Genomic DNA, 25,032 nt, shown 5'->3' on the forward strand with positions numbered 1-25,032 from the left:
AAGCATCGCTTCGGGACGTCGCTCCGCGCGGGGCTCACCAGCCCCGCGGATGCCGATGAAAGGACACCATGGCAGAGCAGCACCTCGCAGTCGTGATTCTCGCAGCGGGACAGGGCACCCGGATGAAGTCGGCGTTGCCGAAGGTGCTGCACCGCATCGGCGGTCGATCGCTCATCGCCCATGTGCTCGACGCGGCGGCGGGGCTCGACCCGGCGCAGGTGGTGGCGGTGGTGCGCCACGAGCGCGACCGCGTCTCCGCGGCGATCCTGGAGCACGCTCCCGACACGGTGATCGTGGATCAGGATGAGGTGCCGGGCACCGGCCGCGCGGTGGAGCTCGCGCTCGCGGCGCTCCCCGACGACTTCGACGGCTCGGTCGTCGTGCTCTCGGGCGATGCTCCGCTCATCGACACGGCGACGCTCGAGGGCCTCGTCAAGGGGCATCTGGGCGGGGGGCGTGCGATGACGCTGCTCTCCGCGGTGTTCGACAACCCCACTGGCCTGGGGCGGATCCTGCGCGACGACTCGGGCGCGGTGCTCGGCATCGTCGAGGAGAAGGATGCCGACGACGAGCAGCGGCGCATCACCGAGATCAATGGGGGCATCTACGTGTTCTCGCGTCGCGCGCTGCAGACGGCGCTCGCGAGCATCGACACGAACAACGCTCAGGGGGAGAAGTACCTCACCGACGCGGCGGCCCGCATCCTCGTGACGGGCGGCGATGTCGAGGCCGTCGCCACCGACGACCCGTGGACGATCGCCGGCGTGAACGACCGCGCTCAGCTGGCGGAGGCGGGGCGGGAGCTCAATGCGCGCATCGTGCGCGGGCACCAGCGTGCGGGGGTGACGATCCAGGATCCGACGTCGACGTGGATCGACGCCGATGTCTCCATCGAGCCCGATGTCGAGATCCTTCCGGGCACGTTCCTGCACGGCGCCACCTCGATCGCGACGGGCGCCGTCGTCGGCCCCGACACGACGCTGGTCGACTGCGAGGTGGGCCCCGATGCGCGCATCCGGCGGAGCGAGGCGACGCTCGCCGTATTCTCCGCCGGCGTCTCGGTGGGCCCGTTCGCGTACATCCGCCCCGGCACGGAGCTCGGTGCGGGCGGCAAGATCGGCGCGTTCGTCGAGACGAAGAACGCGAAGATCGGCGATGGCAGCAAGGTGCCGCATCTCAGCTACGTGGGCGACGCGGTCATCGGCTCCGACAGCAACATCGGCGCGGGCAGCATCTTCGCGAACTACGACGGTGTGCAGAAGCACCAGGCCCGCGTCGGCGACGGCGTGCGCGTCGGCTCGAAGAACGTGCTCATCGCACCCGTTACGATTGAAGACGGGACGTACACGGCTGCCGGCACTGTCGTGCGCAAGGATGTTCCCTCGGGTTCGCTGGCGATGAACGTGGCCCCCCAGCGCAACATCGCGGGGTGGGTCGCCGAGAACCGGCCGGGCACGAGTACCGCGGAAGCGGCGCAGCGCGCTGCGGAGCGCGGAGAATAGCCGAGGATATGGGGAATCAGCACCGATGAGGAGCATGCAGGGATGAGCACAATCGAGATGGCCGGGCAGAAGAAGCTCGTCCTGATCACGGGTCGGGCGTACCCCGAGCTGGCGGAGCAGGTCGCCGCGGAACTCGGCGCGGAGCTCGTGCCGACCGACGCGCGCACGTTCGCGAACGGCGAGCTGTACGCGCGGTTCGACGAGAGCGTGCGCGGGTCCGACGCGTTCGTGATCCAGTCGCACACGTTCCCGATCAACGAGTGGCTCATGGAGCAGCTCATCATGGTGGACGCGCTGAAGCGTGCCTCTGCGAAGCGCATCACCGTCGTCGCTCCGTTCTACCCCTATTCCCGTCAGGACAAGAAGGGGCGCGGCCGCGAGCCGATCTCGGCGCGTCTCATCGCCGACCTCTTCAAGGCGGCGGGCGCCGATCGCATCATGTCGGTCGACCTGCACGCGCCGCAGATCCAGGGCTTCTTCGACGGCCCGGTCGATCACCTCTTCGCCATGCCGGTGCTGCTTGAGCACTTCCGCAAGACGATCGCCCGCGACGATTTGACGGTCGTGTCGCCCGATATGGGGCGCGTGCGCGTCGCGGACGTGTGGAGCGACCGTCTCGACGCACCGCTCGCGATCATTCACAAGCGGCGCGATCCGCTGGTGCCGAACCAGGTGTCGGTGCATGAGATCGTGGGAACGGTGAAGGATCGCTGGTGCGTCGTCGTCGACGACATGATCGACACGGGCGGCACGATCGCGAAGGCGGCGGAGGCGCTGAAGGCGAATGGGGCGCGCGGCGTCACGATCGCGTGCACCCACGCCATCTTCTCGGGCCGCGCGATCGAGCACCTCTCGCAGGAGTTCATCGATCAGGTCGTCGTCACCGATACGCTGCCGGTGCCGCCGGAGAAGCGGTTCGACAAGCTCACGGTGCTGTCGATCGCCCCGCTCCTCGCGAAGGCGATCCACGAGGTCTTCGAGGACGGCTCGGTCACCTCCATGTTCGAGGGCGCGGCGTAAGAAAACGCATCGCGTTTTCGTCGCCGCGGTGGTGCGTAGCGCCAGCCCACGGAGCGCAGCGAGGGGTAGCTGCGGTCGGCCGCGGCGGCGCTACAGTGCCGGCCCGGTGCGGTGACGCGCTCGGTGTGGTGGAATGGGCGCGTGTCGCGTCGAGGAGGCCGCCATGTCGAAGTACCTCATCTCGTTTCCCAGTGAGGCGATGGTGGTGACCGCTGCGGAGCTTCCGCAGGTCGTCGCCGATTCGCACGCCGTGGTGCGCGAGGCGAAGCGCGCCGGTGTCTGGGTGTTCGGCGGCGGGATCGACGAGTCCGTCGCACCGGTGCGCGTCGACGCTTCGGGGGCGGTGCGGCCGGGGGCGTACGAGCGGTCGCATCCGCTCACGGGCGGCTTCACGGTGATCGAGGCGCCGACGCGCGAGGTCGCCCTGGAGTGGGCGGCTCGGTTCGCCGCGGCGTGCCGCTGCCCGCAGGAGGTGCGCCGGTTCGGCGACGACCCCGAGAGCTGAGTCGGCGCCCTCCTGGCCGCCGAATCCCCACGTCAACGCCGAATCCCCACGTCAACGCCGAATCCCTGCCGGAGGCGTGCGCCCCCGAGCAGGGATTCGGCAGGTCGACAGGGAATGGCAGAGGAGGCGCGGCGCCCCTCACGCGCAGCGGCCGCCGCCTGCGCAGCCGGAGCCGCCGCGGCGACCGGCCGCCTCCTACTCCTCGACGATGTCGACGAGTTCGGTGCCATACGCCCCGGGCTCGGTGCCGTGCCCGATCTGCGCGTACTGCTGGGGCGAGCGGGAGCGCATGACGAGAGCCCAGATGATGCCGATGGCTGCGGCGGCGAACACCAGGCCGGGCAGCAGGAAGGTGGTGGCGTCGGGTTCCGTCTGTCCGAGCATGAGCGGGAAGTTCTGCAGGATCATCATGAAGACCCAGAGCAGCGCCGCACCGGAGATCGCCGGCGCGACGATCGTGACCCAGACGCTCAGTCCGCGCCGATTCCGTGCGAAGTAGCCGATGACGGCGACGGCGGTGACGGCCATGAGCAGTACGAGCCCCATGGCGCCGGTGTTCGTCAGCCAGGTGAACATGGTGAGCACGGGGAAGAGGAAGGCGGACTCGCCGAGGCCGGCGGCGCCGCCGAACACCTCGCCGCCCAGGATGAACGCGACGACCACGACGAGGGCGATGGCGGTCTGCGCGACGGATCCGGCCCAGGGCGCGCCCGCCCGCGAGGTGCGGGCGAACCAGGCGGGCAGCACGCCTTCGCGGCCGAGCGAGAAGAAGTAGCGCGCGACGGCGTTGTGGAACGCCTGGAGCGATGCGAAGAGGCTGGTGAGGAACAGGAGCGTCATGATGTCGGAGAAGATCACGCCGGTCTGCTCGGTCATGAACACGAACATGAGATCGGGGCCGAACTCCTGCGAGGCGCCGACGATGGCCGACGGCCCCACGCCGACGGAGAAGGCCCAGGCGCTGAAGGCGTAGAAGATGCCGATGATCGCGATCGCCGCGTATGTGGCGCGGGGAACGGTGCGCTTCGGATCCTTCGCCTCCTCGCCGTAGATCGCGGCGCCCTCGAAGCCCATGAAGGCGGCCACGCCGAAGACCAGGATGATGCCGAGCGCGGGGCCGAAGAGCGCCGCAGGGTCGAGCGCGGCGGTCGACACGCCCTCGGGGGCGGCGGTGAACGAGACGACGTCGAAGACGATGACGACGAGGAACTCGAGGCCGACGAGCACGCCGAGCACCTTGGCCGAGAGGTCGACCCGGTTCACGCCGAGCACGCCGACGACGACGATGCAGAGCAGGATCCACACCCACCACGGCGTGGCCACGCCGAGCTTCGCCTCCAGGAACATGGAGAGCTGGAAGCCGAAGAGGCCGTAGATGCCCACCTGCATCGCGTTGTAGGAGACGAGTGCGATGAGCGAGGCGCCGACGCCGAGCGGGCGCGAGAGCCCCTGCGAGATGTAGGCGTAGAACGCGCCGGCGTTGGTGACGTGACGCCCCATGGCGGTGTAGCCGACCGCGAAGACGGTGAGGATCACGGCGATCAGCAGGAAGCCGAGCGGAACTCCGAGGGATTCGGTGACCGCGAAGGACGTCGTGACGCCGCCGGCGACCACGGTGAGCGGCGCCGAAGCGGCGATGATCATGAGGGTGATCGCCGGCACGCCCAGGGTGCGGCGGCTCAGGCCGGGATCGTGCGGGGCGGTCGTGTGCGTCCGCTGCGCTGCGCTCGGTGCGCTCATCGGGGTACTTCCTCTCGCGTGTGGCGGCGTTGCCGGTGCGGACGCGCGCTGCGGCGGTCCACTGCGCTCCGAGTCTAAGAACGGCGGGCGGCGGGGGAGTATGCGTGCAGCGCAGGGGGCATGGACATGCGCGCACGGCTGTCCATCTGGATAGTCACGGGGCGGCCGGCGACGCGGGCCGCCGCGCCTCCGCACGACGACGGGCCGGGGCGCGAAGCGCCCCGGCCCGGATCCTCCCCGCGAGATCAGAGGGTGTTGCCGAGCTTGAAGCCCTTCTCGCCCTCGTCGTCGCGCGTGTACGAGAAGCCGTCGGCCCCGATGGTCACGGCCATCTCGGAGCTGTCGGTGCGCGCGATCACCGGCTGCGGGTTGCCGTCGAGGTCGAGCACGATCGAGCCGTCGGTGTACCACGACGGCACGACCGGGTTGCCCCACCAGTCGCGGCGCTGGTTGTCGTGGACGTCCCAGGTGACCACCGGGTTGTCGGGGTCGCCCGTGTAGTAGTCCTGCGTGTACACCTCGACGCGGTGGCCGTCGGGATCGCGCAGGTACAGGTAGAACGCGTTCGAGACGCCGTGGCGGCCCGGGCCGCGCTCGATGCTGTCGGAGCGGCGCAGTGCGCCGAGCTTGTCGCAGATCGCGAGGATGTTGTGCTTCTCATGGGTGGCGAAGCAGACGTGGTGCATGCGCGGCCCGTCGCCGCCGGTCATCGCGGTGTCGTGCACCGTCGGCTTGCGGCGCATCCAGGCGGCGTACACCGTGCCCTCGTTGTCCTGGATGTCCTCCGTCACGCGGAAGCCGAGGCTCTGCATGAAGCCCACCGCGCGCGGCACGTCGGGGGTGATCTGGTTGAAGTGGTCGAGTCGCACCAGCTCGCCCGGCACGTGGAGGTCGTACCGCCACGACATGCGCTCCGTGTGCTCGGTCTGGTAGAAGAACTCGTACGGGAAGCCGAGCGGGTCGACCACGCGCACGGAGTCGCCGATGCCCGTGACGAAGCCGTCGGGATTGCGCCGCACCTCGCACCCGAGCTCCTCGTAGAACGCGACCGCGAGGTCGAGATCCTCGGGGGTGCGCACCCGGTACGAGAATGCGGCGACCGCGGCGACGGGGCCCTTGCGCAGCACGAGGTTGTGGTGGATGAACTCCTCCGTCGAGCGGAGGTAGATCGTCTCCTCGTCCTCCGTGGTGACGTACAGCCCGAGCACGTCGACGTAGAACTCGCGGGATGCGGCGAGATCGGTGACGATGAGCTCCATGTACGCGCAGCGCAGGATGTCGGGTGCGGGCGATGTCGGAGTCGGGATCGGGTCGTCCGACACGATCGGCGCCTCCTTCGTGACCCAGAAGCCCGCGGACTGCTTGTCTTCTTCGTTCAGTTTGGGCATGTTGTCTCTCCTCAGGTGTCCCCAGCGACCGGTGCGATTACGATGCGACGACGCCGAACTTCGGCGAGTGCGCTTCATTGAGCGTGATGTGGACGGCCTGCTGATCGGTGTAGAAGTCGATCGAGCGGTAGCCGCCCTCGTGACCCAGCCCCGAGGCCTTGACGCCGCCGAACGGGGTGCGCAGGTCGCGCACGTTGTTCGAGTTGAGCCACACCATGCCCGCGTCCACCGCCTGCGAGAAGTTGTGGGCGCGCTTGAGGTTCGACGTCCAGATGTAGGCGGCGAGGCCGTACTTCGTGTGGTTGGCGAGCTCCAGCGCCTCCTCATCGGTGTCGAAGGGGGTGATCGCGACGACCGGCCCGAAGATCTCCTCCTGGAAGATGCGGGCGTCGGGGGAGACGTCGGCGAAGACCGTCGGCGCGACGTAGTTGCCCGTCGGGAAGCCCTCGGGGCGTCCGCCGCCCGCGACGAGGCGGCCCTCGCTCTTGCCGATCTCGACGTAGCTCATGACCTTGTCGTAGTGCACGGGGTGCACGAGCGCGCCGACCTCGGTCGCCGGATCCGAGGGCAGACCCACCACGACGTTCTTCGCGCGCTCGGCGTAGCGCTCCACGAACTCGTCGTAGATGTCGCGCTGCACGAGGATGCGGCTGCCCGCGGTGCAGCGCTCGCCGTTCAGGCTGAACACGCCGAACACGGTCGCGTCGAGCGCGGCGTCGAGGTCGGCGTCGGCGAAGACGACGGCGGGGCTCTTGCCGCCGAGCTCCATCGAGAGCCCCTTCAAGAAGGGGGCGGCGTTGCCGAAGATCAGCGAGCCGGTGCTGCTCTCGCCCGTGAACGAGATGAGGGGCACGTCGGGGTGCTTCACGAGCGCGTCGCCGGCCTCCTCGCCGAGCCCGTTGACGAGGTTGAACACGCCGTCGGGCACGCCCGCCTCGCGGAAGATCTCCGCCCAGAGAGAGGCGGAGAGCGGCGTGAACTCGGCCGGCTTGAGCACGACGGTGTTGCCCGTGGCGAGCGCGGGGCCGAGCTTCCACGATTCGAGCATGAAGGGAGTGTTCCAGGGGGTGATGAGCCCGGCGACCCCGATGGGCTTGCGGTTCACGTAGTTGATCTGGCGGCCCGGCACCTTGAAGGTGTCGTCGTGCTGCGCCACCACCAGGTCGGCGAAGAAGCGGAAGTTCTCGGCCGCGCGCCGCGCCTGCCCGCGCGCCTGAGTGATGGGCAGGCCGGAGTCGAAGCTCTCGAGTTCGGCGAGCTGGGCGTCGCGCGACTCCACGATGTCGGCGATCTTGTGCAGCACGCGGGAGCGCTCGCGGGGGAGCAGCTTGGGCCAGGGGCCCTCGGTGAACGCGCGCTTCGCCGCAGCGACGGCGCGGTCGATGTCGGCCTGCTGACCGGCTGCCGCCGTGATGTAGTTCTCGTTCGTCACGGGGTCGAGCACGTCGAACGTCTCGCCGCCGACCGAGTCGACGAACTCTCCGTCGATGAAGTGGCGGATGCGGTCGGGGAGCCCTGCGGGCTTCTGGTGCGTCATGCGTGTTCCTCCAGGTGTCGGGTCGGGTCGGGTCGCCGGTCAGGCGGCGGGGTGCTGGTGGTGGTGTTCCTCGGTGTAGGCGAGCACGGCGTCGAGGGTCGCCGTGCGGTGCGCGCGCGCCGCGAGTTCGATCTCGAGCGGCTCCGCGCGCCGTTCGATGAGCTGCAGCAGCTGCTCGTGCTCGTCGACGGACTCGGTTGCGCGCCCGGGGACGAAGCTGAACGACGAGTTGCGCAGCACGTTCATGCGGTTCCAGCCGCGGTGCACGAGGTCGAGGATGTGCGGGTTGGGGCACGCCTCGAAGAGCACGCTGTGGAACTCGAGGTTGAGGGCGGTGAACTGCTGCGGATCGAAGGCGCCCGAAAGGGTGTCGCGCATGCGCGCGTTAACGGCGCGGGCGCGGCTGATCTGGTCGGCGGTGATGTCGGGCGCTGCGAGGCCGGTCGCCGATCCCTCGACGAGCGCGAGCGTCTGCATCGTGTGCAGGTACTCGGTCTCCTTGATGAGCGCGACCTGGGCGCCGACGTTGCGCTCGAATGTGACGAGCTGCTCCGCCTCCAGTCGCCGGATCGCCTCGCGCACGGGCACCACCGACATGTCGAGCTCTGCGGCGATCGGCGCGAGCACGAGCCGGTAGCCGGGCACGTACTGCCCGCTGTCGATGCGGGCGCGGATCAGGCGGTACGCCTGCTCCGACTTCGACTCCGCGGCCATGGTCAGCGCTCCGCCCGCTCGGCGCGCGCGGCGTCGTACTTCGCACGCCACTCGGCGTTCATGGGGAAGAGCCCGTCGACGGGCGCGCCGTTCGCGACCTGCTCGGCCACCCAGGCGTCGGCCTGCTCCTGAGCCGCGGCCTCGGCTGCCACCTCGGCGAGCAGCGCCGGCGGGATCACGATGACGCCGTCGCGGTCGCCCATGATGATGTCGCCCGGCTGCACCGCGGCGCCGCCGCAGGCGATGGTGACGTCGACCTCCCACGGCACGTGCCGGCGGCCGAGCACGCTCGGGTGCGCCCCCTGCGAGAAGACGGGGATCTCGAACTCCTGCACCGCCGCGAAGTCGCGCACGCCGCCGTCGGTGACGATGCCCGCGGCTCCGCGCACCTGGGCGCGGAGCGCGAGCACGTCGCCGACCGTGCCGGTCTCGGGCACCCCGCGGGCCTCGACCACGAGCACCTCGCCGGGGTGCACGGTGTCGAACGCGCGCTTCTGCGCGTTGAAGCCCCCGCCGTGCGCTGCGAAGAGGTCGGGGCGGAAGGGGATGAAGCGGAGGGTCTTGGCGACGCCGAGCATCGTGTCGGCCTCGTGGTTCGGGTGGACGCCGTCGATGAAGATGTCGACGTAGCCGCGTTTGCGCAGGGCGGCCGACACGGTGGCGACGGCGACGCCGTCGAGCTGGGCGCGGATCTCGTCGGTGAGCGGCGACTCGGGCTGCGGCGCGGAGTGCCCACCCGCCTCGGCCGGATCGGTGCCCTGCGCCGAGGAGGAGAGCGGGGTGGCGCGGCCGGCCGCGACCGCGGCGGCGTGCTCGGCTTCGCTGCCCCACGCCTCGATGCGCTGCAGGTCGTCGACCTGCGGCTGCGAGCCGTAGTCGCCGAACGGAACGGCGCCCTGCGTCACGGTGGTGACGAGGCGCCCGGTGCTCGGGGCACCGGGCGCCTGCGGGGCGTCGACCTCGATCTCGACGACGTCGCCGGGAACCACCACGGACGATCCGGCGGGGGTGCCGGTGAGGATCACGTCGCCGGTCTCGAGCGTGAGGTGCTGCGAGAGGTCTGCGACGAGCTGGCCGAACGGGAAGGCGAGCGTATCGCTCGTGTCGTCTTGCACGAGGTCGCCGTTGACCCAGGTGCGTACGCGCCACGCGTCGGGCCCGATGCCGTCGACGGGGATGGCGCGCGGCCCGATCGGGGTATAGCCGTCTCCGCCCTTGTTGCGGAGGTTCGAGCCCTTGTCGGCTGCGCGCAGGTCGTACAGGCCGAGGTCGTTGGCGGCGGTGACCGCGGCGACGTGCCGCCATCCCTGCTCGGGCGAGACGCGGCGGGCGGGTGCGCCGATGATGAGCGCGATCTCGCCCTCGAACGCGAGGAGCTCGGTGCCGAAGGGACGCTCGACGGTGCCGCCGCTGGGCGCGAGCGATGAGGCGGGCTTGAGGAAGTACGAGGGGTGCTGGGGCGTGCGACCGCGCTGCGCGATGCGGGACGGGTAGTTGAGGTGCACGGCGATGATCTTTCCGGGCGTCTCAATGCCCAGTTCCGCGACTCCGTACGTCATCGAGACCTTCTCTCCAGGTTGTATTTGAAATCGTATATGATTTGGTCCGGCTTGCCAAGAGCGCATCCGCGGCTGACCACCGCCTCGCGATCCGGGCTCCGGTCGTCGCTCAGTACGACGCTCGAGGCGGCGTCTGCACGTCCCCGTCCGAGCGGCCGTCGCCCGCCGCGAAGCGCGCGACGAGCGCCTCCGTCTGCCGGGCGAGGATCGCCACATCCGCCCCCACCGCGACGAACGACGCGCCCGCCGCGATGTACCGGTCCGCATCCTCCGGCACGAACGCGTTCACCCCGGCGGGCACCCCCGCAGCGACAGCCCGCTCGATGGTGCGCAGCACGGCGTCCACCACGTCGGGGTGGTTCTGCTGCCCCAGCAGTCCCATCGATGCGGCCAGGTCGGACGGCCCGATGAACACCGCATCGACGCCGTCGACGGCGAGGATGCGCTCCGCCTCCGCGACCGCCGCAGCCGATTCGATCTGCACCGTCAGGCTCACGGTCTCGTCGGCGCGACCGAGGTAGCCGTCGACGCGGTTCCATCGAGCCGAGCGCGCGAGCGCCGACCCGACCCCGCGCACCCCGCGCGGCGGATACCGCACGGCCCGCACGATCTCCTCCGCCTGCTCGGCCGAGTCCACCATCGGAACGAGGAGGTTCTGCGCGCCGAGATCGAGGAACTGCTTGATCGCGACCGTGTCGCCGTACGGCACGCGCACGAGTGGCGCCACCGGGTACGCCGACATGGCGTGCAGCTGGGCCAGCACCGATTCGAGCCCGTTGGGGGAGTGCTCGGCGTCGAGCAGCACCCAGTCGCAGCCGCTGCCTGCGACGATCTCGGCGGTGACGGGGCTGCTCGCCGACGCCCACAGCCCGATGAGGGCGCGGTCCGCGGCGTCGAGGCGATCCCGCAGCGTATCGGGGAGGGTCAGGCGAACCGGCATGTCACCGACCCCAGCTCGTGGTAGTCGGCGTGCACGGTGTCGCCCTGCTCCACCCACATCGGCTTCGTGAACGACCCCGCGAGCACGATCTCGCCGGCGTCGAGCGACTGCCCGTGCTGCGCGAGCTTGTTGGCGAGCCAGGCCACCCCGAGCGCAGGGTGCCCGAGCACGGCGCCCGCGACACCCGAATCCTCGATCGACTCGTTGCGGTAGAGCAGCGCCTTCGCCCAGGTGAGGTCGATCTCATCGACCTTCACGGGGCGCCCGCCGAGCACCATGGCGCCCATCGCGGCGTTGTCGCTGATCGTATCGACGATGGTGCGCCCCTCGAGCTCGAGATGGGAGTTGAGGATCTCGAGGGCCGGAACGACGTACGCGGTCGCGTCGAGCACGTCGAAGAGGTTCACCCCCGGGCCCGAGAGCGGCTTCGCGAGCACGAACGCGAGTTCCACCTCGACGCGCACGTTCGAGAACCGGTCGAACTCGATCACGGCGCCCGACTCGTGCACCATGTCGTCGTGGATCACGCCGTAGTCGGGCTCGGTGATGCCGGTCGCCACCTGCATCACCTTCGACGTGAGGCCGATCTTGTGCCCGACGAGGCGGGCGCCGGCGGCGATGCGGCGATCCGACCACTCCTTCTGAATGGCGTACGAGTCCTCGATCACCATCCCGGGGTAGCGCGCGGTGAGTCGGGGGAGGATCGCGCGATCCCTGTCCGCCTGCACCAGTTCGTCTGCGATGGCTGCAATCTGCGTCTGCTCGAGCACGTGACCTCCGTTGTCTGGCGTGTACCCCTGAATCGTATACGATCGCGCGCCCGATGCACCAGAGCCGCACGGCGGACCGGGTCGGCCTGCATCGCGCACGCCGCCCCGGTGAACCTCCGATGCCGGCTCGGTGACGGTGCGGCGACGTCCTGCCATCCGTGGGCAAACGCGGTAGACTTGTATGATGACCTCTTCCGAGAACGCCGCCCCCACCGAAACCGAGGGCGAGCGCATTACCTTCGCCGACCTGGGCCTCGCGCCCGAGGTTCTCCGCGCAGTGACGGATGTGGGATACGAAACGCCCTCCGCGATCCAGGCGGCCACGATCCCCACCCTCCTCGAGGGCGCAGACGTGGTCGGCCTCGCGCAGACCGGCACCGGCAAGACCGCTGCCTTCGCACTTCCGATCCTCTCCCGAATCACCCCCGGCCAGGGCGTACCCCAGGCGCTCGTACTCGCACCGACCCGTGAGCTCGCGCTCCAGGTCTGCGAAGCCTTCGAGAGCTACGCCGCGCACCTGCCCGACGTGCACCTCCTCCCCGTCTACGGCGGCCAGGCGTACGGACAGCAGCTCTCGGCCCTGCGCCGCGGCGTGGACATCGTCGTCGGCACCCCCGGCCGCATCATGGACCACCTCAAGCGCGGATCCCTCGATCTGACGGAGATCAAGTACCTCGTGCTCGACGAGGCCGACGAGATGCTCAAGATGGGCTTCGCCGAGGACGTCGAGACGATCCTCGCCGATACGCCGCAGGGGAAGCAGGTCGCCCTCTTCTCGGCGACGATGCCCGCGCAGATCCGTCGCATCTCCCAGCAGTACCTCAACGATCCGCGCGAGATCAAGATCGCCGGCAAGACGCAGACGAGCTCGACGATCACGCAGCGCTACAACGTGGTCTCGTACACCCAGAAGCTCGACGCGCTGACCCGCATCCTCGAGGTCGAAGACTTCGACGCGATGATCGTGTTCACCCGCACCCGCGGCGATTCCGAGCAGGTCGCCGAGAAGCTCCGCGCGCGGGGCTACTCCGCCGCCGCCATCAACGGCGACATCCCGCAGGCGCAGCGCGAGCGCACCGTGCAGTCGCTGAAGGACGGCAAGCTCGACATCCTCGTCGCCACCGACGTCGCCGCCCGCGGCCTCGACGTGGAGCGCATCAGCCACGTGCTCAACTACGACCTCCCCATCGACACCGAGTCGTACGTGCACCGCATCGGCCGCACCGGCCGCGCCGGGCGCACGGGCGACGCGATCAGCTTCGTCACGCCGCGCGAGCAGCGCCTGCTCAAGGCGATCGAGAAGGCGACGAAGCAGCCGCTCACCCAGATGCCGCTGCCGCAGATCGACGAGGTCAACGCCACGCGCCTCTCGCGCTTCGACGACGCCATCACCGCCGCCCTCGGTGAGACGCGGCGCATCGACGGCTTCCGCGACATCATCGCCCACTACGTGCGCCACCACGACGTGCCCGAGACCGACGTGGCGGCGGCGCTCGCCGTGGTCGCGCAGGGCGACACCCCGCTCCTGCTGACCGAGGAGGACGACCGCAAGTTCGAGCGCGACCGGAAGCAGGCCGCCCGCTTCCTCGAGGACTCGGGGAGCGGCCGCGGCGACCGGCCGGCCCGCGAGGATCGCGGACCCCGCCAGAAGCGCGACGATCTGCGCATGTACCGCATCGAGGTCGGACGCCGCCAGAACGTGCAGCCCGGCCAGATCATCGGTGCGATCGCGAACGAGGGCGGGCTGACGCGCGACGACTTCGGCCGCATCCAGGTGCGCGACGACTTCTCGCTCGTCGAGCTCCCGGCGAAACTCTCGGCCGAGACGGTCGCACGACTGGAGGATACGCACATCGGAGGCAAGGCGATCCGTCTGCGCGAGGACAACGGCCCGAGCCCCCGCGGCAAGGGATTCGACGACCGCGGCGGACGCGGCGGTCGCGGCGGCTACGACCGTGACGACCGGGGTGGACGCGGCGGGTACGACCGCGACGATCGCGGCGGACGCGGCGGGTACGGCGGCGGCCGCGACGATCGCGGAAGCCGCGGCGGGTACGGCGGCGGCCGCGACGACCGGGGTGGACGCGGCGGGTACGACCGCGACGACCGCGGGGGCCGCGGCGGGTACGACCGCGGGGGCCGTGGCGGCTACGACCGCGGCGGGCGCGATGACCGCGGCGGGCGCGGCGGCTACGACCGAGGCAGTCGCGATGACCGCGGGGGGCGCGGCGGCTACGACGGCGGGCGCGATTCCGGCGCCGACCGGGCCGACGGCAAGCGCAAGCCGCGCTGGTAGCGCGAGGGCCGTGCGGGGAGCGCGGGTGCCGATGGGCACCCGCGTCACCTGCGCTGATCTGCGCTGACCCGCTCTGATGCACCCACTGCACTCATTGCACCCACTGCATTCATTGCACCCCGGTCTCGCCGGTGCACACGCGACGAACGTGTGCACCGGCGAGACCGGGGTGCAGTGCTCTGCGGAGGCAGCGCGCAGGCGGGCCCCGGCCCGCGCACGCGCCGCGTTCAGCCGCTGATGACGTGCGGCTCCGCGACGGCCTTCAGACCCGCGACGCCGAACTCCCGGCCGTAGCCCGACTGCTTGGCGCCGCCGAACGGAATCATCGGGTGCAGGCCGCCGTGCGAGTTGATCCAGGTGGTGCCCGCCTGCATGCGCGCAGCCACCTCGAGCGCCCGGGCGCGATCCGACGACCAGACCGAGGAGCCGAGGCCGAACTCGAGCTCGTTGGCGAGGCGCACGACCTCGTCCAGATCGGAGTAGCGGATGATCGGCAGCGCCGGCCCGAACTGCTCCTCGACCACGAGATCGTTGTGCGGATCGATATCGGCGATGAGCGTCGTCGGGTAGAAGTTGCCGACGGCCTCGCGATCGGGGTCGCCCCCGAGCACCACCCGGGCCCCCGATGCCTTCGCGGCCTCGACCAGGCGATCGACCTCGTCGAACTGCGCGCGATTCTGCAGCGGCCCGAGCACGTTCTGCTCGTCCAGGCCGACGCCCATCGGCACCTGCGCGGCGAACTTCGCGAGCTCGTCGACCACGGCGTCGTAGACGGAGTCGTGCACGTACAGGCGCTTCAGCGCCGCGCAGGTCTGCCCGGTGTTGATGAAGGCGCCCCAGAAGAGATCCTCGGCGATCGCAGCCGGGTCGACATCGGGCAGCACGATGCCCGCGTCGTTGCCGCCGAGCTCCAGCGTGAGGCGGGCGACGTTCGCCGCCGAGGCCTCGATGATGCGCTTGCCCACGGGCGTCGAACCGGTGAACATGATCTTGCTGATCTTCGGGCTCCGCGTGAGCGCATCGCCGACGGTGCGGCCCGGGCCCGCGACGATGTTCAGCACGCCCTCCGGCAGCACCTGATTCATCACGGCCACCAGGGCGAGCACCGAGAGCGACGTCGTCTCCGCCGGCTTGATGACGACGGTGTTGCCCATGCGCAACGACGGAGCGATCTGCCAGATCGAGATCATCATCGGCCAATTCCAGGGGGAGATGGCGCCGACGACGCCGAGCGGCCGGTAGTGCATCTCGGCATACCCCGACTCGTCGTCGACGATCACCTCGACGGGAAGCGGCGTGTCGGCCGCCGCCCGCGTCCAGGCGACGCAGCCGCCGACCTCGAACCGGGCGTTCGGCCCGTTCAGCGGCTTGCCCTGCTCGCGCGAGAGCAGCTCGGCGAGCGCCTCCGACGACGCCTCGATCGCATCGGCGGCCCGGTGGAGGATCGCCTGGCGCTCCGCATCCGGCAGCGCCGCCCAGGCAGGCTGCGCGGCCTCGGCCCGATCGATGGCGGCGTCGAGCGCGTCGAGACCCTCGACGGGCGCGGTGCCGATCAGCGCGCCCGTCGCCGGGTCGAAGACCTCACGGGTCGTTCCCTGCGAGGGGGTGATGGCAGCGAGCAAGCTGTCGTAGGTGTTCATGGAGCCTCCGCTTCGAGTCCGGTTCAATGCCTCCAGGGTAGGTGCGAGCCGGTGCCCGTGCTTGACTGCTGCGGCAGCGCACTTGACGATTCGAGCACAGCGCGGCGCAGGGACTCGACGGCCGGAGAGCGCGGTGACACGATCGAAGGATCGGCGCGGCAACGCCGCCGCGCCCGGAGAGGAGTCGACGATGCCAGTTCCGTCCGCCGAAGGATCCCGGCCCCGAAGCGTCATCGTGGTGGGTGCGGGATCCGCCGGATCCGTCGTGGCTCGCCGGCTCGCCGACGCCGGCGTCGCCGTCACCGTGCTCGAAGCCGGAGGGGAGGACGGCAACCCCGCGATCCACGACCCCATGCGCATGGGGGAGCTGTGGCACAGCGCCGACGACTGGAACTACTACACGAAGCCGCAGCCGGGCGCGAACGGCCACCGGCTGCACCTGCCGCGCGGCAAGGTGCTCGGCGGATCGCACTCGCTCAACGCGATGATCTGGGTGCGCTGCTCGCCGCTCGACTTCGACCACTGGGCTTCGCTCGGCAACGACGGCTGGGCGTGGGAGGACGTGCTGCCCGTGTACCGGTCGATCGAGCGGTTCGACGGCCGGAGCGACGACCCGGAGCACCTGCGCGGCTCCGACGGGCTGCTCGACGTCACGGACCGGTATCCGCTCGCCCCGATCCAGCAGGCCATCATCGACGCCTCCGTACAGGAGGGCCTCGTGCACAACCCCGACTACAACGGGGCCTCGCTCGAGGGCGTCTCCCAGCAGCAGATCACAGTGCGCGACGGCAAGCGGCTCAACACGTACATGGCCTACCTCAAGCCGGTGCGGGATCGCGTGACCGTCGAAGTCGGGTGCCACGTGCACGAGCTGCTCTTCGCGGAGGACGCGGTGTCGGAGCGGCCGCGCGTCGTGGGCGTGCGCTTCGCCCAGAACGGCGAGCTGCGAGAGCTGCGCGCCGATGAGGTGGTGCTCGCCGCGGGAGCCCTCGACTCGCCCCGCGTGCTGCTGCGATCCGGCATCGGCCCGGCCGAGGAGCTGCGCGAGGTCGGCATCGACCCGCGCGTCGACCTCCCGGGGGTCGGGAAGAACCTGCACGACCACTACCTGTCGCCCGTGATCTTCGAGACCGAGCGGCCGGTCGGCCCGCCGGAACCCGGCCGGTCGGTGACGCAGACGCACATCTTCTGGAAGAGCCGCGACGACCTCGACCGACCCGACACGCAGCCGATCAACTTCTCCGTTCCCATGTACGGCGACTTCCTCGAACCGCGCTCCGCCGACGGCTTCACCTTCATGGCCGGTCTCGTGACCCCCGAGTCGCGCGGATCGCTCACGCTCTCGGGGCCCGACCCCGACGACCCCACGATCATCGACCTCGACGCACTCTCCCACGACGGCGACGTCGCATCGCTCGTGGCCTCGGTGCAGCAGTGCCGCCGCATCGGCCGGCAGCCGGCGCTCGCCGAGGCGTGGGGAGCCCGGGAGGTGTACCCGGGCCCCGAGATCGGCGACGGCGACGACCTCGTCGACTACGTGCGCGAGACCGTCGCGACGTACCACCACCAGGTCGGCACCTGCAAGATGGGCGTCGACGAGCTCGCCGTCGTCTCCCCGCGGCTCGCAGTGCACGGCGTTGACGGCCTGCGCGTGATCGACGCCTCGATCATGCCGCGGGTGACGACCGGCAATACGAATGCGCCCGCGGTGCTCATCGGCGAACTCGGCGCCCGCTTCCTGCTGGACGGGGAGCGCTGACCGGCCGCGACCGGCGGCCGCCGAGTCACTCGTCGTCGAGCGTCTCCACCGGGAAGTCGATGACGGTCGCCCCTCCGGTCGCGTACCGGGGCACATCGGCGGCCACGGCTCGCCCCTCGGGTGAATCGAGCGCGGCCTGCAGCGCCTCGGCGTCGTCGAAGGCCGCCGAGAACACCGCGAAGTAGGGGGAGCGGTCGATGGCGATCGCGAACGAGATGTCACGCACGCCGGGGAGCTGCGCGCACAGCGGCAGGTGGACGTCGCGGTAGTGCTGCTCGAACGCGGCGCGGTCGGCGGGCTCGGGGTAGAGCACGAGCAGTTGCCGGGTCATGCGAGCCTCCTCTCGCTGCTCACGCCGCCGAGGGGCGTGCGTAGACGCGGCGCCCGGCGAACCAGGTCTCGACGACGGTGGTGCGCACGAGCTCGTGGGCGGGGTGCGCGAACGGGTCGCGGTCGAGCAGCACGAAGTCGGCCGACCTGCCCGGCGTGAGCGCGCCGGTCTCATCGCCGAGCCCCATGGCCTCCGCGCCGTTGATGGTGAAGGCGGCGATCGCCTCTTCGAGTGATATCGCCTGCTCGGGCCACAGGCTGCCGGGGTAGTCGCCGCTCGGATCCTCGCGCGTCACCAGACCGTGGATGCCCTCCCAGGCGTTCGGCGAGGGGGAGACGGGCCAGTCGGAGCCGCCGGCGACCAGGGCTCCGGCGTCGATGAGCGCGCGGTTCGGCTGGATGCGGTCGGCGCGCTCGCGGGGCAGCACCTGGCGGATCGCCTCGACGATCGGGCCCGGCACCCAGATGAACGGCGAGATGTCGGCCGAGACTCCGAGCTGCGCAAAGCGCGGGATGTCGTCGGGGTGCACGAACTGCCCGTGCGCGATCTGATACCGCGGCTCCGTGATGCCCGCCGAGCGCAGCTGCTCGACCGCGTTCAGCACGACGTGCACCGACGCATCGCCCGTGCAGTGGATCTTCGCCGAGAGCCCCGCATCGGCGACACGTCGCAGCCAGTCGGCGAGCTCCTCGGGGTCGAGCAGCGTCTCGCCGTGGAAGTGGTCGCCGTGCGCGTCGTCGGGAAGGTAGGGCTCGAGGAAGGCGCCCGTCCGCGTGGGCGGCACGCCGTCGAGGAAGATCTTCACGAAGTCGGGGCGGTGGTGCTCGGTGCGGAAGCGCTCGCCGTCGAAGACGAGGTCGTCGCCGACCTCCGCGAACCCGAAGATCTCGTCGTTGATGAGCATCGAGCTCACGACCCACGCGTCGAGCTCGCCGTCGGCGTCGAGCGCGCGCAGCGCCTCCAGGATGTGCGTCGAGACACCCGCGTCCTGAAACGCCGTGACCCCGAACGAGTTGAGGATCGCGACGCCGCGCCGGGCGGCTTCGCGCTCCTGGGCTGGGGTGAGGCCGCCGGCGGAGCTGTGCGCGCGTGCGACGGGGACTCCCGCGGCTTCGAGCAGCACCCCGGTGAGCCTGGCGGGATCGTCCGCGTCGGTGAGCGCTCCGGGGTGCCCCGCCGCGATACCGGCGAGCTCGAGGGCGCGGGTGCTCACCCACCGGTTGTGGTGCGAATCGTCGGAGAGCATCACGGGGCGCCCGCCCGCAGCGGCGTCGAGTCGCGCGAGCGCGGCTGCCGTGTTCACGTCGTTCAGGCGATCGCTCGCCCAGGGGCCGCCCACGACCCACGCGCCCTCCGGGAGCCCCGCGGCGTACTCGGCGACGGCGTCCACGATGCCGTCGAGGGAGGCGCCGATCGGAATGCGCAGCTCGAACAGATCCTCCTTGCCCGCGAGGAAGTGATGGTTGTGCACGTCGACGAGCCCGGGCATCACGAAGCCTCCGGCGAGATCGCGCACCTCGGTCGAGGGCCCCGCGAGCGCGAGCACCTCGGCGTCGCTGCCGACCGCCGCGATGCGGCCGCCCGACACGGCGATCGCCTCTGCCCACGGCCGCTCGGCGTCGACGGTGTAGATCCGGCCTCCGGTGAGCACGAGTTCGGGCTTGGGCAGGGTCATCAGCGACTCCGTTTCGTCAGCGAAGGGACCGCGGTGCGGGGCACGGCGGGCGGTCGATGCCAGTCTCGCAAACGGACGCTCGTGGGCGTTGACCGTGCGCGCGCCGGTCTTGTGCGTGCGAGACCGATCGCGGCCACCGGCGCGGGGCCGGGTCAAGCTGGAGCGATCCGGCCGGTGCCTCGCGCCGGATCCACTCGATGCAGGAGGAATGGCGAGCATGACCGAGGAGAACGGGGCGCCGGTGCCGGCGCAGATGCAGATGCGGGATCGCGTCGTGATGGTCACGGGCGGGGGCACCGGCATCGGCGCCGCGATCGCCGAACGCTTTGCGGGCGAGGGGGCGCGGGTCGCGATCGTCGGCCGGCGGCGGGAGCCGCTCGAAGCGGTCGCCCGCGCCACCGGTGCGCTGCCGATCGCGGCGGATGCGGCTGACGGAGAGTCCGCTCGCGCGGCCGTGGCGCAGGTGCTCGAGCGCTTCGGGCGGATCGACGTGCTCGTCGCCAACGCCGGCGGGCACGGGTTCGCCGCGGTCGGCGAGACGAGCGACGCGGAGTGGAGCGCCGCGATCACGGCCAATCTCACGACCGCGTTCGTCATGGCCCGCGAAGCCCTGCCCGCCCTCACCGAGAGCGCGACGACGAACGGGGGGAGCCAGATCGTCGTGGTGTCGTCGCTCGCGGGCCTCTTCGCGGGGCCGTCGGTCGCCGGCTACACCGTCGGCAAGCACGCGCTCATCGGACTCACGCGGAGTCTCGCCCGCGACTACGGAGCGGCCGGCGTGCGGGTCAACGCGGTGTGCCCGGGCTGGGTGCGCACTCCGATGGCCGACGCCGAGATGGACGAGTTCGCCGCGCACGCGGCGGCGATCGGTGACCGGGAGGCGGGCTACGCCGCGGTGACGCGCGACGTGCCGCTCGGCCGGCCGGCGCAGCCCGCTGAGATCGCCTCCATCGTGCGGTTCCTCGGATCGCACGAGTCGTCGTACATGACCGGTTCGGTGCTCGTCGCGGATGGCGGCGCCCACATCGTGGATCTGCCGACCGTGGCGTTCGCGCACGCCGGCATGTGACCGGAGCGGAGAGCTGCGCTGAGCGCCCGAATCGGCGTCGGAGCAGCCTCTCCACCCGGTCTCGCGCACGGCACCGGGGCGGGGCCCTGCGGCGTCATCCCCCGAGGTACGCCGCTCGCAGCAGATCTGCATCATCCGCGAGCACGGACGCCGGGGCCTGCGCGTGGCCGACCCGGCCGCTTGCGAGCACCATCGCCTCGTCGGCGATGCCGAGCGCGAGATGGGTGAACTGCTCGACGAGCAGCACGCCCACGCCCGAGGCCGCGATCTGCTGGATCAGCGGCAGCAGCCGCATGAAGACGACGGGCGCCAGCCCGAGCGACATCTCGTCGATGAGCAGGAAGCGCGGCTTCGCAGCGAACGCCCGCGCGAGCACCACCATCTGCTGCTCCCCGCCCGAGAGCAGCACCGACTGCGCGTCGATGCGCTTCTCGAGCTCGGGGAACGCGGCGAGCACCTCGGTGAGGGCGGGCTCGGTCTTCGCAGTGAGCATGATGTTCTCGCGCACGGTGAGCGAGGGGAAGATCGCGCGACCCTGCTCGATGTGGGCGATGCCGGCGCGCGAGCGCTGCACCCGTGTGCGCTTCGCGATCGACGCGCCGCCCAGCCGGATGTCGCCGGAGGCGTGGGGGATCACGCCCGACACCGATTCGAGGAGGCTCGACTTGCCCGCCCCGTTCGGTCCCACGAGTGCGAGGATCTCCCCGGGGCGCACGACCAGGTCGACGTTCGAGACGACCGGCCCGGCGCCCCGGTTCACGGTCACGTCGTGCAGCTGCAGTTCGCTCATGAGCTGATCTCCGCATCTCCCATGTAGGCCGCGATCACGGCCGGGGTGTCGAGTACTTCGGAAGTCGGGCCCTGGGCGAGCACCCGCCCGAAGTCGAGCACGGTGAGTTCCGTGCACACCGAGCGTACGAGGTCGAGGTCGTGCTCGATGAGCACGATCGCGGTGTCGAAGCGCGAGGGGATCCGGGTCAGCCGATGCCCGAACTGCAGGTGCTCCTCGTGCGACAGACCCGCCGCCGGCTCGTCGAGGATGAGCAGCCGGGGGCCGGAGAGCACCGCTGCGGCGACTTCGACGAGTCTCCGGGTGCCGACGTCGACCGTCGACAGCGGCGTCTCGGGAGCGGGGCAGCCGAGGAACGCGAGCGCGTCCGCGAGCTCGTCGTGGTTGATCGTGCGGCGCGCCACGAAGCGGACGTACGCCTCGACGGTGAGCTGCGGCGGCACCCGATCCTGCTGGAAGGTGCGGCGCACCCCACGACGGGCGCGTCGGGTCGGCGACAGCGCGCTGATGTCGGCGCCGTCGAGCAGAGTCTGCCCGGTGTGCTGGGGGAGGAACCCCGACACGGCGTCGACGAACGTCGACTTGCCCGCGCCGTTCGGGCCGATGAGCCCCATGATCGACCGGGGTCGCACGGCGAGCGAGACGTCGTCGAGCGCCGCGAGCGCACCGAACCGCACGCCGAGGCCCCGCACCTCGAGCACGGGCGGGGCGTCTGCGGGCACGGGCTCGGCCGCTTCGGGCACCGCGAAGACGTCGAGCACGCTGGTGCCGACCTTGGGCTGCGCTGCGGTGCGCGCCGCGGTGCGCGCCGCAGACCGCCGGCGAATCGCGCCGCGGACGACCTCGCCGAGGTTCGAACCGCTGGTGAGCGCCTGGATGCCGAGCAGGCCGAACACGACGAAGCCCCAGTCCTGCGGCACGCCCCACTTCTTCAGCAGCTCGGGCACCACGACCCACAGGATGCCGCCGAAGATCGCCATGTCGATGAGGTAGGCGCCGCTCATCACGGCGAGGATGTAGAGCGCGAGCGATTGGATCGGCGAGAAGCTGGTGGCGAACGGCAGCTGCACCTGGCCCGCGAGCAGCCCGCCCGAGACGCCGCCGAGCGCTGCGCTCACCGCGAAGGCCGACAGCTTCGCCGCCGATACGCTCTGGCCGACCGCGGCGGTGCCGCGCTCGGAGAAGGCGACCGCCTTCCAGCCGCTGCCCATTCGGCTGCGCTGCAGGCCGAACACTGCGAGCGCGCACAGCACGGTGACGATGGCGGAGAAGAAGAAGAACTCGCGATCGCTCGAGAACGCCTCCGGTCGCTGCACGGCGATCCCGTCGGCCGCGCCGGGGAACTGGATCTGCACGAGCATGACGTCGAAGGCGGCGGCGAAGCCGAGTGTGACGACGGCGAGGTTCACACCGCGCAGCCGCAATGCGGGGAGGCCGATGATGATGCCCGCGACGCCGGCGGCGGCACCGCCCGCGACCAGCCACACGATGAAGCCGCCGGGCGCGTCGAGCGTGTTGAGCCAAGCGACCACCCACGCGCCGATCGCGGCGAAGGTGAGCTGCGAGAGCGCGATGATGCCCGCCGACCCCGTGACGACCCCGAGGCCGAGCACCGCGATGATCGCGGTGAGCGCGCTGATGCCGAGGAACACGTAGTAGCCCGAGAGCCCCGCGCTCAGCGCCCAGCCGGCACCGATGCCGACGACGGCGACGAGCAGTGGCAGTGCGGTTCGCAGTCTGCGGTTAGCGAGCGGCATCCCACACCTCCTTTCGCTGCGACCAGAGGAGCAGCACGACGATGAACAGGAACGGGATGAAGTTGCGCACGAATGAGAATGCCGGGATCTGCGCGACGACGCCGGAGATCACCCCGAGCAGCAGGCCGCCGCCGACGGCGAGGTCGAGGCGGCGGAACCCGCCGAGCAGCGCCGCTGCGGACGCGGGGATGATGAGCATGGAGAGGCTGATCGCATCGTTGGACTGCGACGGCGCGATGACGAGGATCGTCACCGCGGAGATGGCGCCGGTCGCCGCCCACACGCCGATGGAGAGGGGCTTCGCCGCGATGCCGATCAGCTCCGCGGTCGTGGGCCGCTCGGAGAGCGCGCGCAGCTGCGTGCCGACGGTGGTTCGCCTGAGCAGCAGAGCGCACCCTCCGGCCACGGCGAGCGCGAGGGCGACCATGATGATCGTCACCCAGCTCACGACGACGCCCGCCACCGCGAATGCGGGGCCCGAGAGGATCGGCGCGAACGGCTGCGGCTTGTTCCCGAAGATGATGAATGAGAGCGAGATGAGCATGAGGAGCGGCGCCACGGTCATCGCGGACCGGAGCGTGACGGAGGCCTCGGCGAGCCAGGTCGCGGCGACCCACCCGATCGCGCCGTTGAGCGCCGCCCCGATCAGGACGCCGACGATCGTCGCCGCCCAGACCGGCAGCCCCAGCTCGGCGGCGAACCAGACCGCGGCGAACGCGGCGAACATGCCCGTTGCCGCCTGCGCGAAGTTGACGACGCGCACGAGGCGGCTCATGAGGGTGAGCGTCACCGCGAGCACCGCGTAGAGGCCGCCCGAGGCGAGGCCTGCGAGCGCGCCCTGGAGCACGCCGTCGCCGTTCACGCGACGCCTCCGTGCTCGGAGTGGACGAGGATGGTCGAACGCATGGGGCTCCTTCGCCGGTGATGGGGGAACGGATCGGTGCGGGCGCCCGGTGCGGCATCGGAGTCGCGCCGGGCACCCGCCGGCCGGCGGCGGACGCCGGCCGGGCAGCGGTCAGCTGCTCGGGATCAGCCAGTCGTCGGCCGACTGCTTCCAGGCGCGGGTGCCCGATTCGAGCACGACGGGCCAGCCGCCCGGGGTGTACTCCTGCGCCGCGACCTGATCGAACTGGTAGGGGGCTGCGACCATCGGGTTCTCGATCGGGTCCATCCCGTGCAGCGCCTCCGCGACGGTCTCGCGGGTGATCTCGCCCTCCATCCCCGAGAGCACCTCCACGAGGTGCGTCGCCGCGAGGTAGCCGCCCTGGCTGAACGAGGTGAGCGCGATGTCGTTCTCCTCCATCAGCGACTTCCAGTCGGCGTTGATCTCGTTGTCCTCCGTGAAGGGGTAGAACTCGGCGGGCACGTGCACGCCCGCTCCCGTCCAGTCGAGCGCGGAGGCGAAGTTCTCGCTGTACACGCTGGTGAGGAACAGGAACGTGACGTCGTCCCATCCCTGCGCCTGCGCCGCCTTCACCTGGCCGATCGCATCCGGTTCGATGCCGTTCACGGCGATCGCCGAGCAACCCGCGTTCTTCGCCTTCACGATGTAGGGCGTGTAGTCCGACCCGCCGTAGGGGAGGCTGTCGTCGACGAGCAGGGGCTCCTCGCCGGTGATCTCCGTCCACTTCTCGACGCCCGCGAGATACGCGGGCTTCGTCGATCCCGCGATCTCGAGCAGCACGCAGATGTCATCGAGACCGAGGTTCTCGGAGCCGTTGAGCAGCGTGAGGGTCATGTCGTTGAAGGGGCCGAGGTTGGCGGGCGCGATGTTCGGCGAGTCGAAGCAGCCGGTGTCGACCCCGATTCCGGGCATCGACAGGACGTTCTCCTGCGCGTAGTACTCCTGGTTGATCTCGCACTCGATGAGCGAGGCCCCGCCGACCAGAGCGACCACCTCGTCGCTGCCCACGAGCTGCCGGGCGGCCGCCGTCGCGGAGGCCGGGTCGCCCTTGTCGTCGACGGTCGTGTACTCGATCTGGCGGCCGTCGATGCCTCCGTCCGCGTTCACGCGGTCGAATACGGCCTGCGCCGCGGCGC

At 70.7% G+C, this 25,032-nt stretch carries 20 protein-coding genes; 6 read left to right on the forward strand and 14 right to left on the reverse strand.

Annotated elements, in window-relative coordinates; genetic code table 11:
- Positions 1-68 precede the first annotated feature (68 nt).
- The 3 genes from glmU to NS354_RS01470 all read left to right on the forward strand — a co-directional run bounded on the left by glmU (position 69) and on the right by NS354_RS01470 (position 3,027).
- Complete coding sequence (gene glmU / locus NS354_RS01460) at positions 69-1,502, forward strand: bifunctional UDP-N-acetylglucosamine diphosphorylase/glucosamine-1-phosphate N-acetyltransferase GlmU (RefSeq protein ID WP_058592843.1); 1,434 nt, start codon at positions 69-71, stop codon at positions 1,500-1,502.
- 42 nt (positions 1,503-1,544) lie between these two features.
- A complete protein-coding gene (locus tag NS354_RS01465) occupies positions 1,545-2,522 on the forward strand; it encodes a ribose-phosphate diphosphokinase (RefSeq protein WP_010157530.1) in 978 nt (325 codons plus the stop codon).
- 163 nt (positions 2,523-2,685) lie between these two features.
- Positions 2,686-3,027 (forward strand): YciI family protein, encoded by a 342-nt coding sequence (locus tag NS354_RS01470; RefSeq protein WP_058592844.1) that lies wholly within the window; start codon positions 2,686-2,688, stop codon positions 3,025-3,027.
- Positions 3,028-3,222: 195 nt separating this feature from the next.
- Here the strand turns inward: NS354_RS01470 and NS354_RS01475 are convergent, their stop codons facing one another.
- The 7 genes from NS354_RS01475 to NS354_RS01505 all read right to left on the reverse strand — a co-directional run bounded on the left by NS354_RS01475 (position 3,223) and on the right by NS354_RS01505 (position 11,675).
- Positions 3,223-4,767, reverse strand: a complete 1,545-nt coding sequence (locus tag NS354_RS01475; protein WP_058592845.1) for an APC family permease — start codon at positions 4,765-4,767, stop codon at positions 3,223-3,225.
- Positions 4,768-5,012: 245 nt separating this feature from the next.
- Complete coding sequence (gene hpaD / locus NS354_RS01480) at positions 5,013-6,155, reverse strand: 3,4-dihydroxyphenylacetate 2,3-dioxygenase (protein ID WP_058592846.1); 1,143 nt, start codon at positions 6,153-6,155, stop codon at positions 5,013-5,015.
- Between the two features lie 37 nt (positions 6,156-6,192).
- Positions 6,193-7,692 (reverse strand): 5-carboxymethyl-2-hydroxymuconate semialdehyde dehydrogenase, encoded by a 1,500-nt coding sequence (gene hpaE, locus NS354_RS01485; protein WP_058592847.1) that lies wholly within the window; start codon positions 7,690-7,692, stop codon positions 6,193-6,195.
- 39 nt (positions 7,693-7,731) lie between these two features.
- Entirely contained in the window at positions 7,732-8,406 is a 675-nt protein-coding gene (locus tag NS354_RS01490; protein WP_058592848.1) for a GntR family transcriptional regulator, read from the reverse strand.
- Between the two features lie 2 nt (positions 8,407-8,408).
- The gene (locus NS354_RS01495; RefSeq protein WP_058592849.1) at positions 8,409-9,965 is read right to left on the reverse strand and encodes a fumarylacetoacetate hydrolase family protein; all 1,557 of its coding nucleotides are present in this window, start codon (positions 9,963-9,965) and stop codon (positions 8,409-8,411) included.
- 109 nt (positions 9,966-10,074) lie between these two features.
- A complete protein-coding gene (locus tag NS354_RS01500; protein WP_058592850.1) occupies positions 10,075-10,905 on the reverse strand; it encodes an HpcH/HpaI aldolase family protein in 831 nt (276 codons plus the stop codon).
- Positions 10,890-11,675 carry a fumarylacetoacetate hydrolase family protein gene (locus NS354_RS01505; protein WP_058592851.1) on the reverse strand — a complete coding sequence of 262 codons (786 nt, stop codon included), beginning with the start codon at positions 11,673-11,675 and terminating at the stop codon, positions 10,890-10,892. The genes NS354_RS01500 and NS354_RS01505 overlap by 16 nt, the downstream gene beginning before the upstream one ends.
- Before the next feature lie 181 nt (positions 11,676-11,856).
- Between NS354_RS01505 and NS354_RS01510 the strand changes: the two genes are divergently transcribed.
- Positions 11,857-13,971 carry a DEAD/DEAH box helicase gene (locus NS354_RS01510; protein ID WP_058592852.1) on the forward strand — a complete coding sequence of 705 codons (2,115 nt, stop codon included), beginning with the start codon at positions 11,857-11,859 and terminating at the stop codon, positions 13,969-13,971.
- 227 nt (positions 13,972-14,198) lie between these two features.
- On the opposite strand, the gene NS354_RS01515 is transcribed toward NS354_RS01510, so the two are convergent.
- On the reverse strand, positions 14,199-15,611 hold the full coding sequence (locus NS354_RS01515; RefSeq protein ID WP_058592853.1) for an aldehyde dehydrogenase family protein: 1,413 nt from the start codon (positions 15,609-15,611) through the stop codon (positions 14,199-14,201).
- A 190-nt stretch (positions 15,612-15,801) separates the two neighbouring features.
- On the opposite strand from NS354_RS01515, the gene NS354_RS01520 reads away from it, so the two are divergent.
- Entirely contained in the window at positions 15,802-17,370 is a 1,569-nt protein-coding gene (locus NS354_RS01520; protein ID WP_058592866.1) for a GMC family oxidoreductase, read from the forward strand.
- Between the two features lie 25 nt (positions 17,371-17,395).
- Here the strand turns inward: NS354_RS01520 and NS354_RS01525 are convergent, their stop codons facing one another.
- Together NS354_RS01525 and NS354_RS01530 are read right to left on the reverse strand one after the other, a co-directional pair.
- On the reverse strand, positions 17,396-17,701 hold the full coding sequence (locus NS354_RS01525; RefSeq protein ID WP_058592854.1) for an EthD family reductase: 306 nt from the start codon (positions 17,699-17,701) through the stop codon (positions 17,396-17,398).
- 19 nt (positions 17,702-17,720) lie between these two features.
- Positions 17,721-19,376 (reverse strand): amidohydrolase, encoded by a 1,656-nt coding sequence (locus NS354_RS01530; RefSeq protein WP_058592855.1) that lies wholly within the window; start codon positions 19,374-19,376, stop codon positions 17,721-17,723.
- A 217-nt stretch (positions 19,377-19,593) separates the two neighbouring features.
- Here NS354_RS01530 and NS354_RS01535 point away from each other — a divergent pair, with 217 nt between their 5' ends.
- Positions 19,594-20,445, forward strand: coding sequence for an SDR family NAD(P)-dependent oxidoreductase (locus NS354_RS01535; RefSeq protein WP_241490294.1), 852 nt, complete (start codon positions 19,594-19,596; stop codon positions 20,443-20,445).
- Between the two features lie 94 nt (positions 20,446-20,539).
- Here the strand turns inward: NS354_RS01535 and NS354_RS01540 are convergent, their stop codons facing one another.
- The 4 genes from NS354_RS01540 to NS354_RS01555 all read right to left on the reverse strand — a co-directional run.
- On the reverse strand, positions 20,540-21,235 hold the full coding sequence (locus tag NS354_RS01540) for an ABC transporter ATP-binding protein (RefSeq protein ID WP_058592856.1): 696 nt from the start codon (positions 21,233-21,235) through the stop codon (positions 20,540-20,542).
- The gene (locus NS354_RS01545; protein ID WP_058592857.1) at positions 21,232-22,992 is read right to left on the reverse strand and encodes a branched-chain amino acid ABC transporter ATP-binding protein/permease; all 1,761 of its coding nucleotides are present in this window, start codon (positions 22,990-22,992) and stop codon (positions 21,232-21,234) included. The genes NS354_RS01540 and NS354_RS01545 overlap by 4 nt, the downstream gene beginning before the upstream one ends.
- Complete coding sequence (locus NS354_RS01550) at positions 22,979-23,854, reverse strand: branched-chain amino acid ABC transporter permease (protein ID WP_082677842.1); 876 nt, start codon at positions 23,852-23,854, stop codon at positions 22,979-22,981. Before NS354_RS01550 ends, NS354_RS01545 begins: the two co-directional genes overlap by 14 nt.
- A 153-nt stretch (positions 23,855-24,007) precedes the next feature.
- A partial coding sequence (locus tag NS354_RS01555; RefSeq protein ID WP_058592858.1) for an ABC transporter substrate-binding protein occupies positions 24,008-25,032 on the reverse strand: 1,025 nt, incomplete at its 5' end.

Source organism: Leucobacter chromiiresistens (assembly GCF_001477055.1).
In the GTDB taxonomy this organism is placed as follows: domain Bacteria; phylum Actinomycetota; class Actinomycetes; order Actinomycetales; family Microbacteriaceae; genus Leucobacter; species Leucobacter chromiiresistens_A.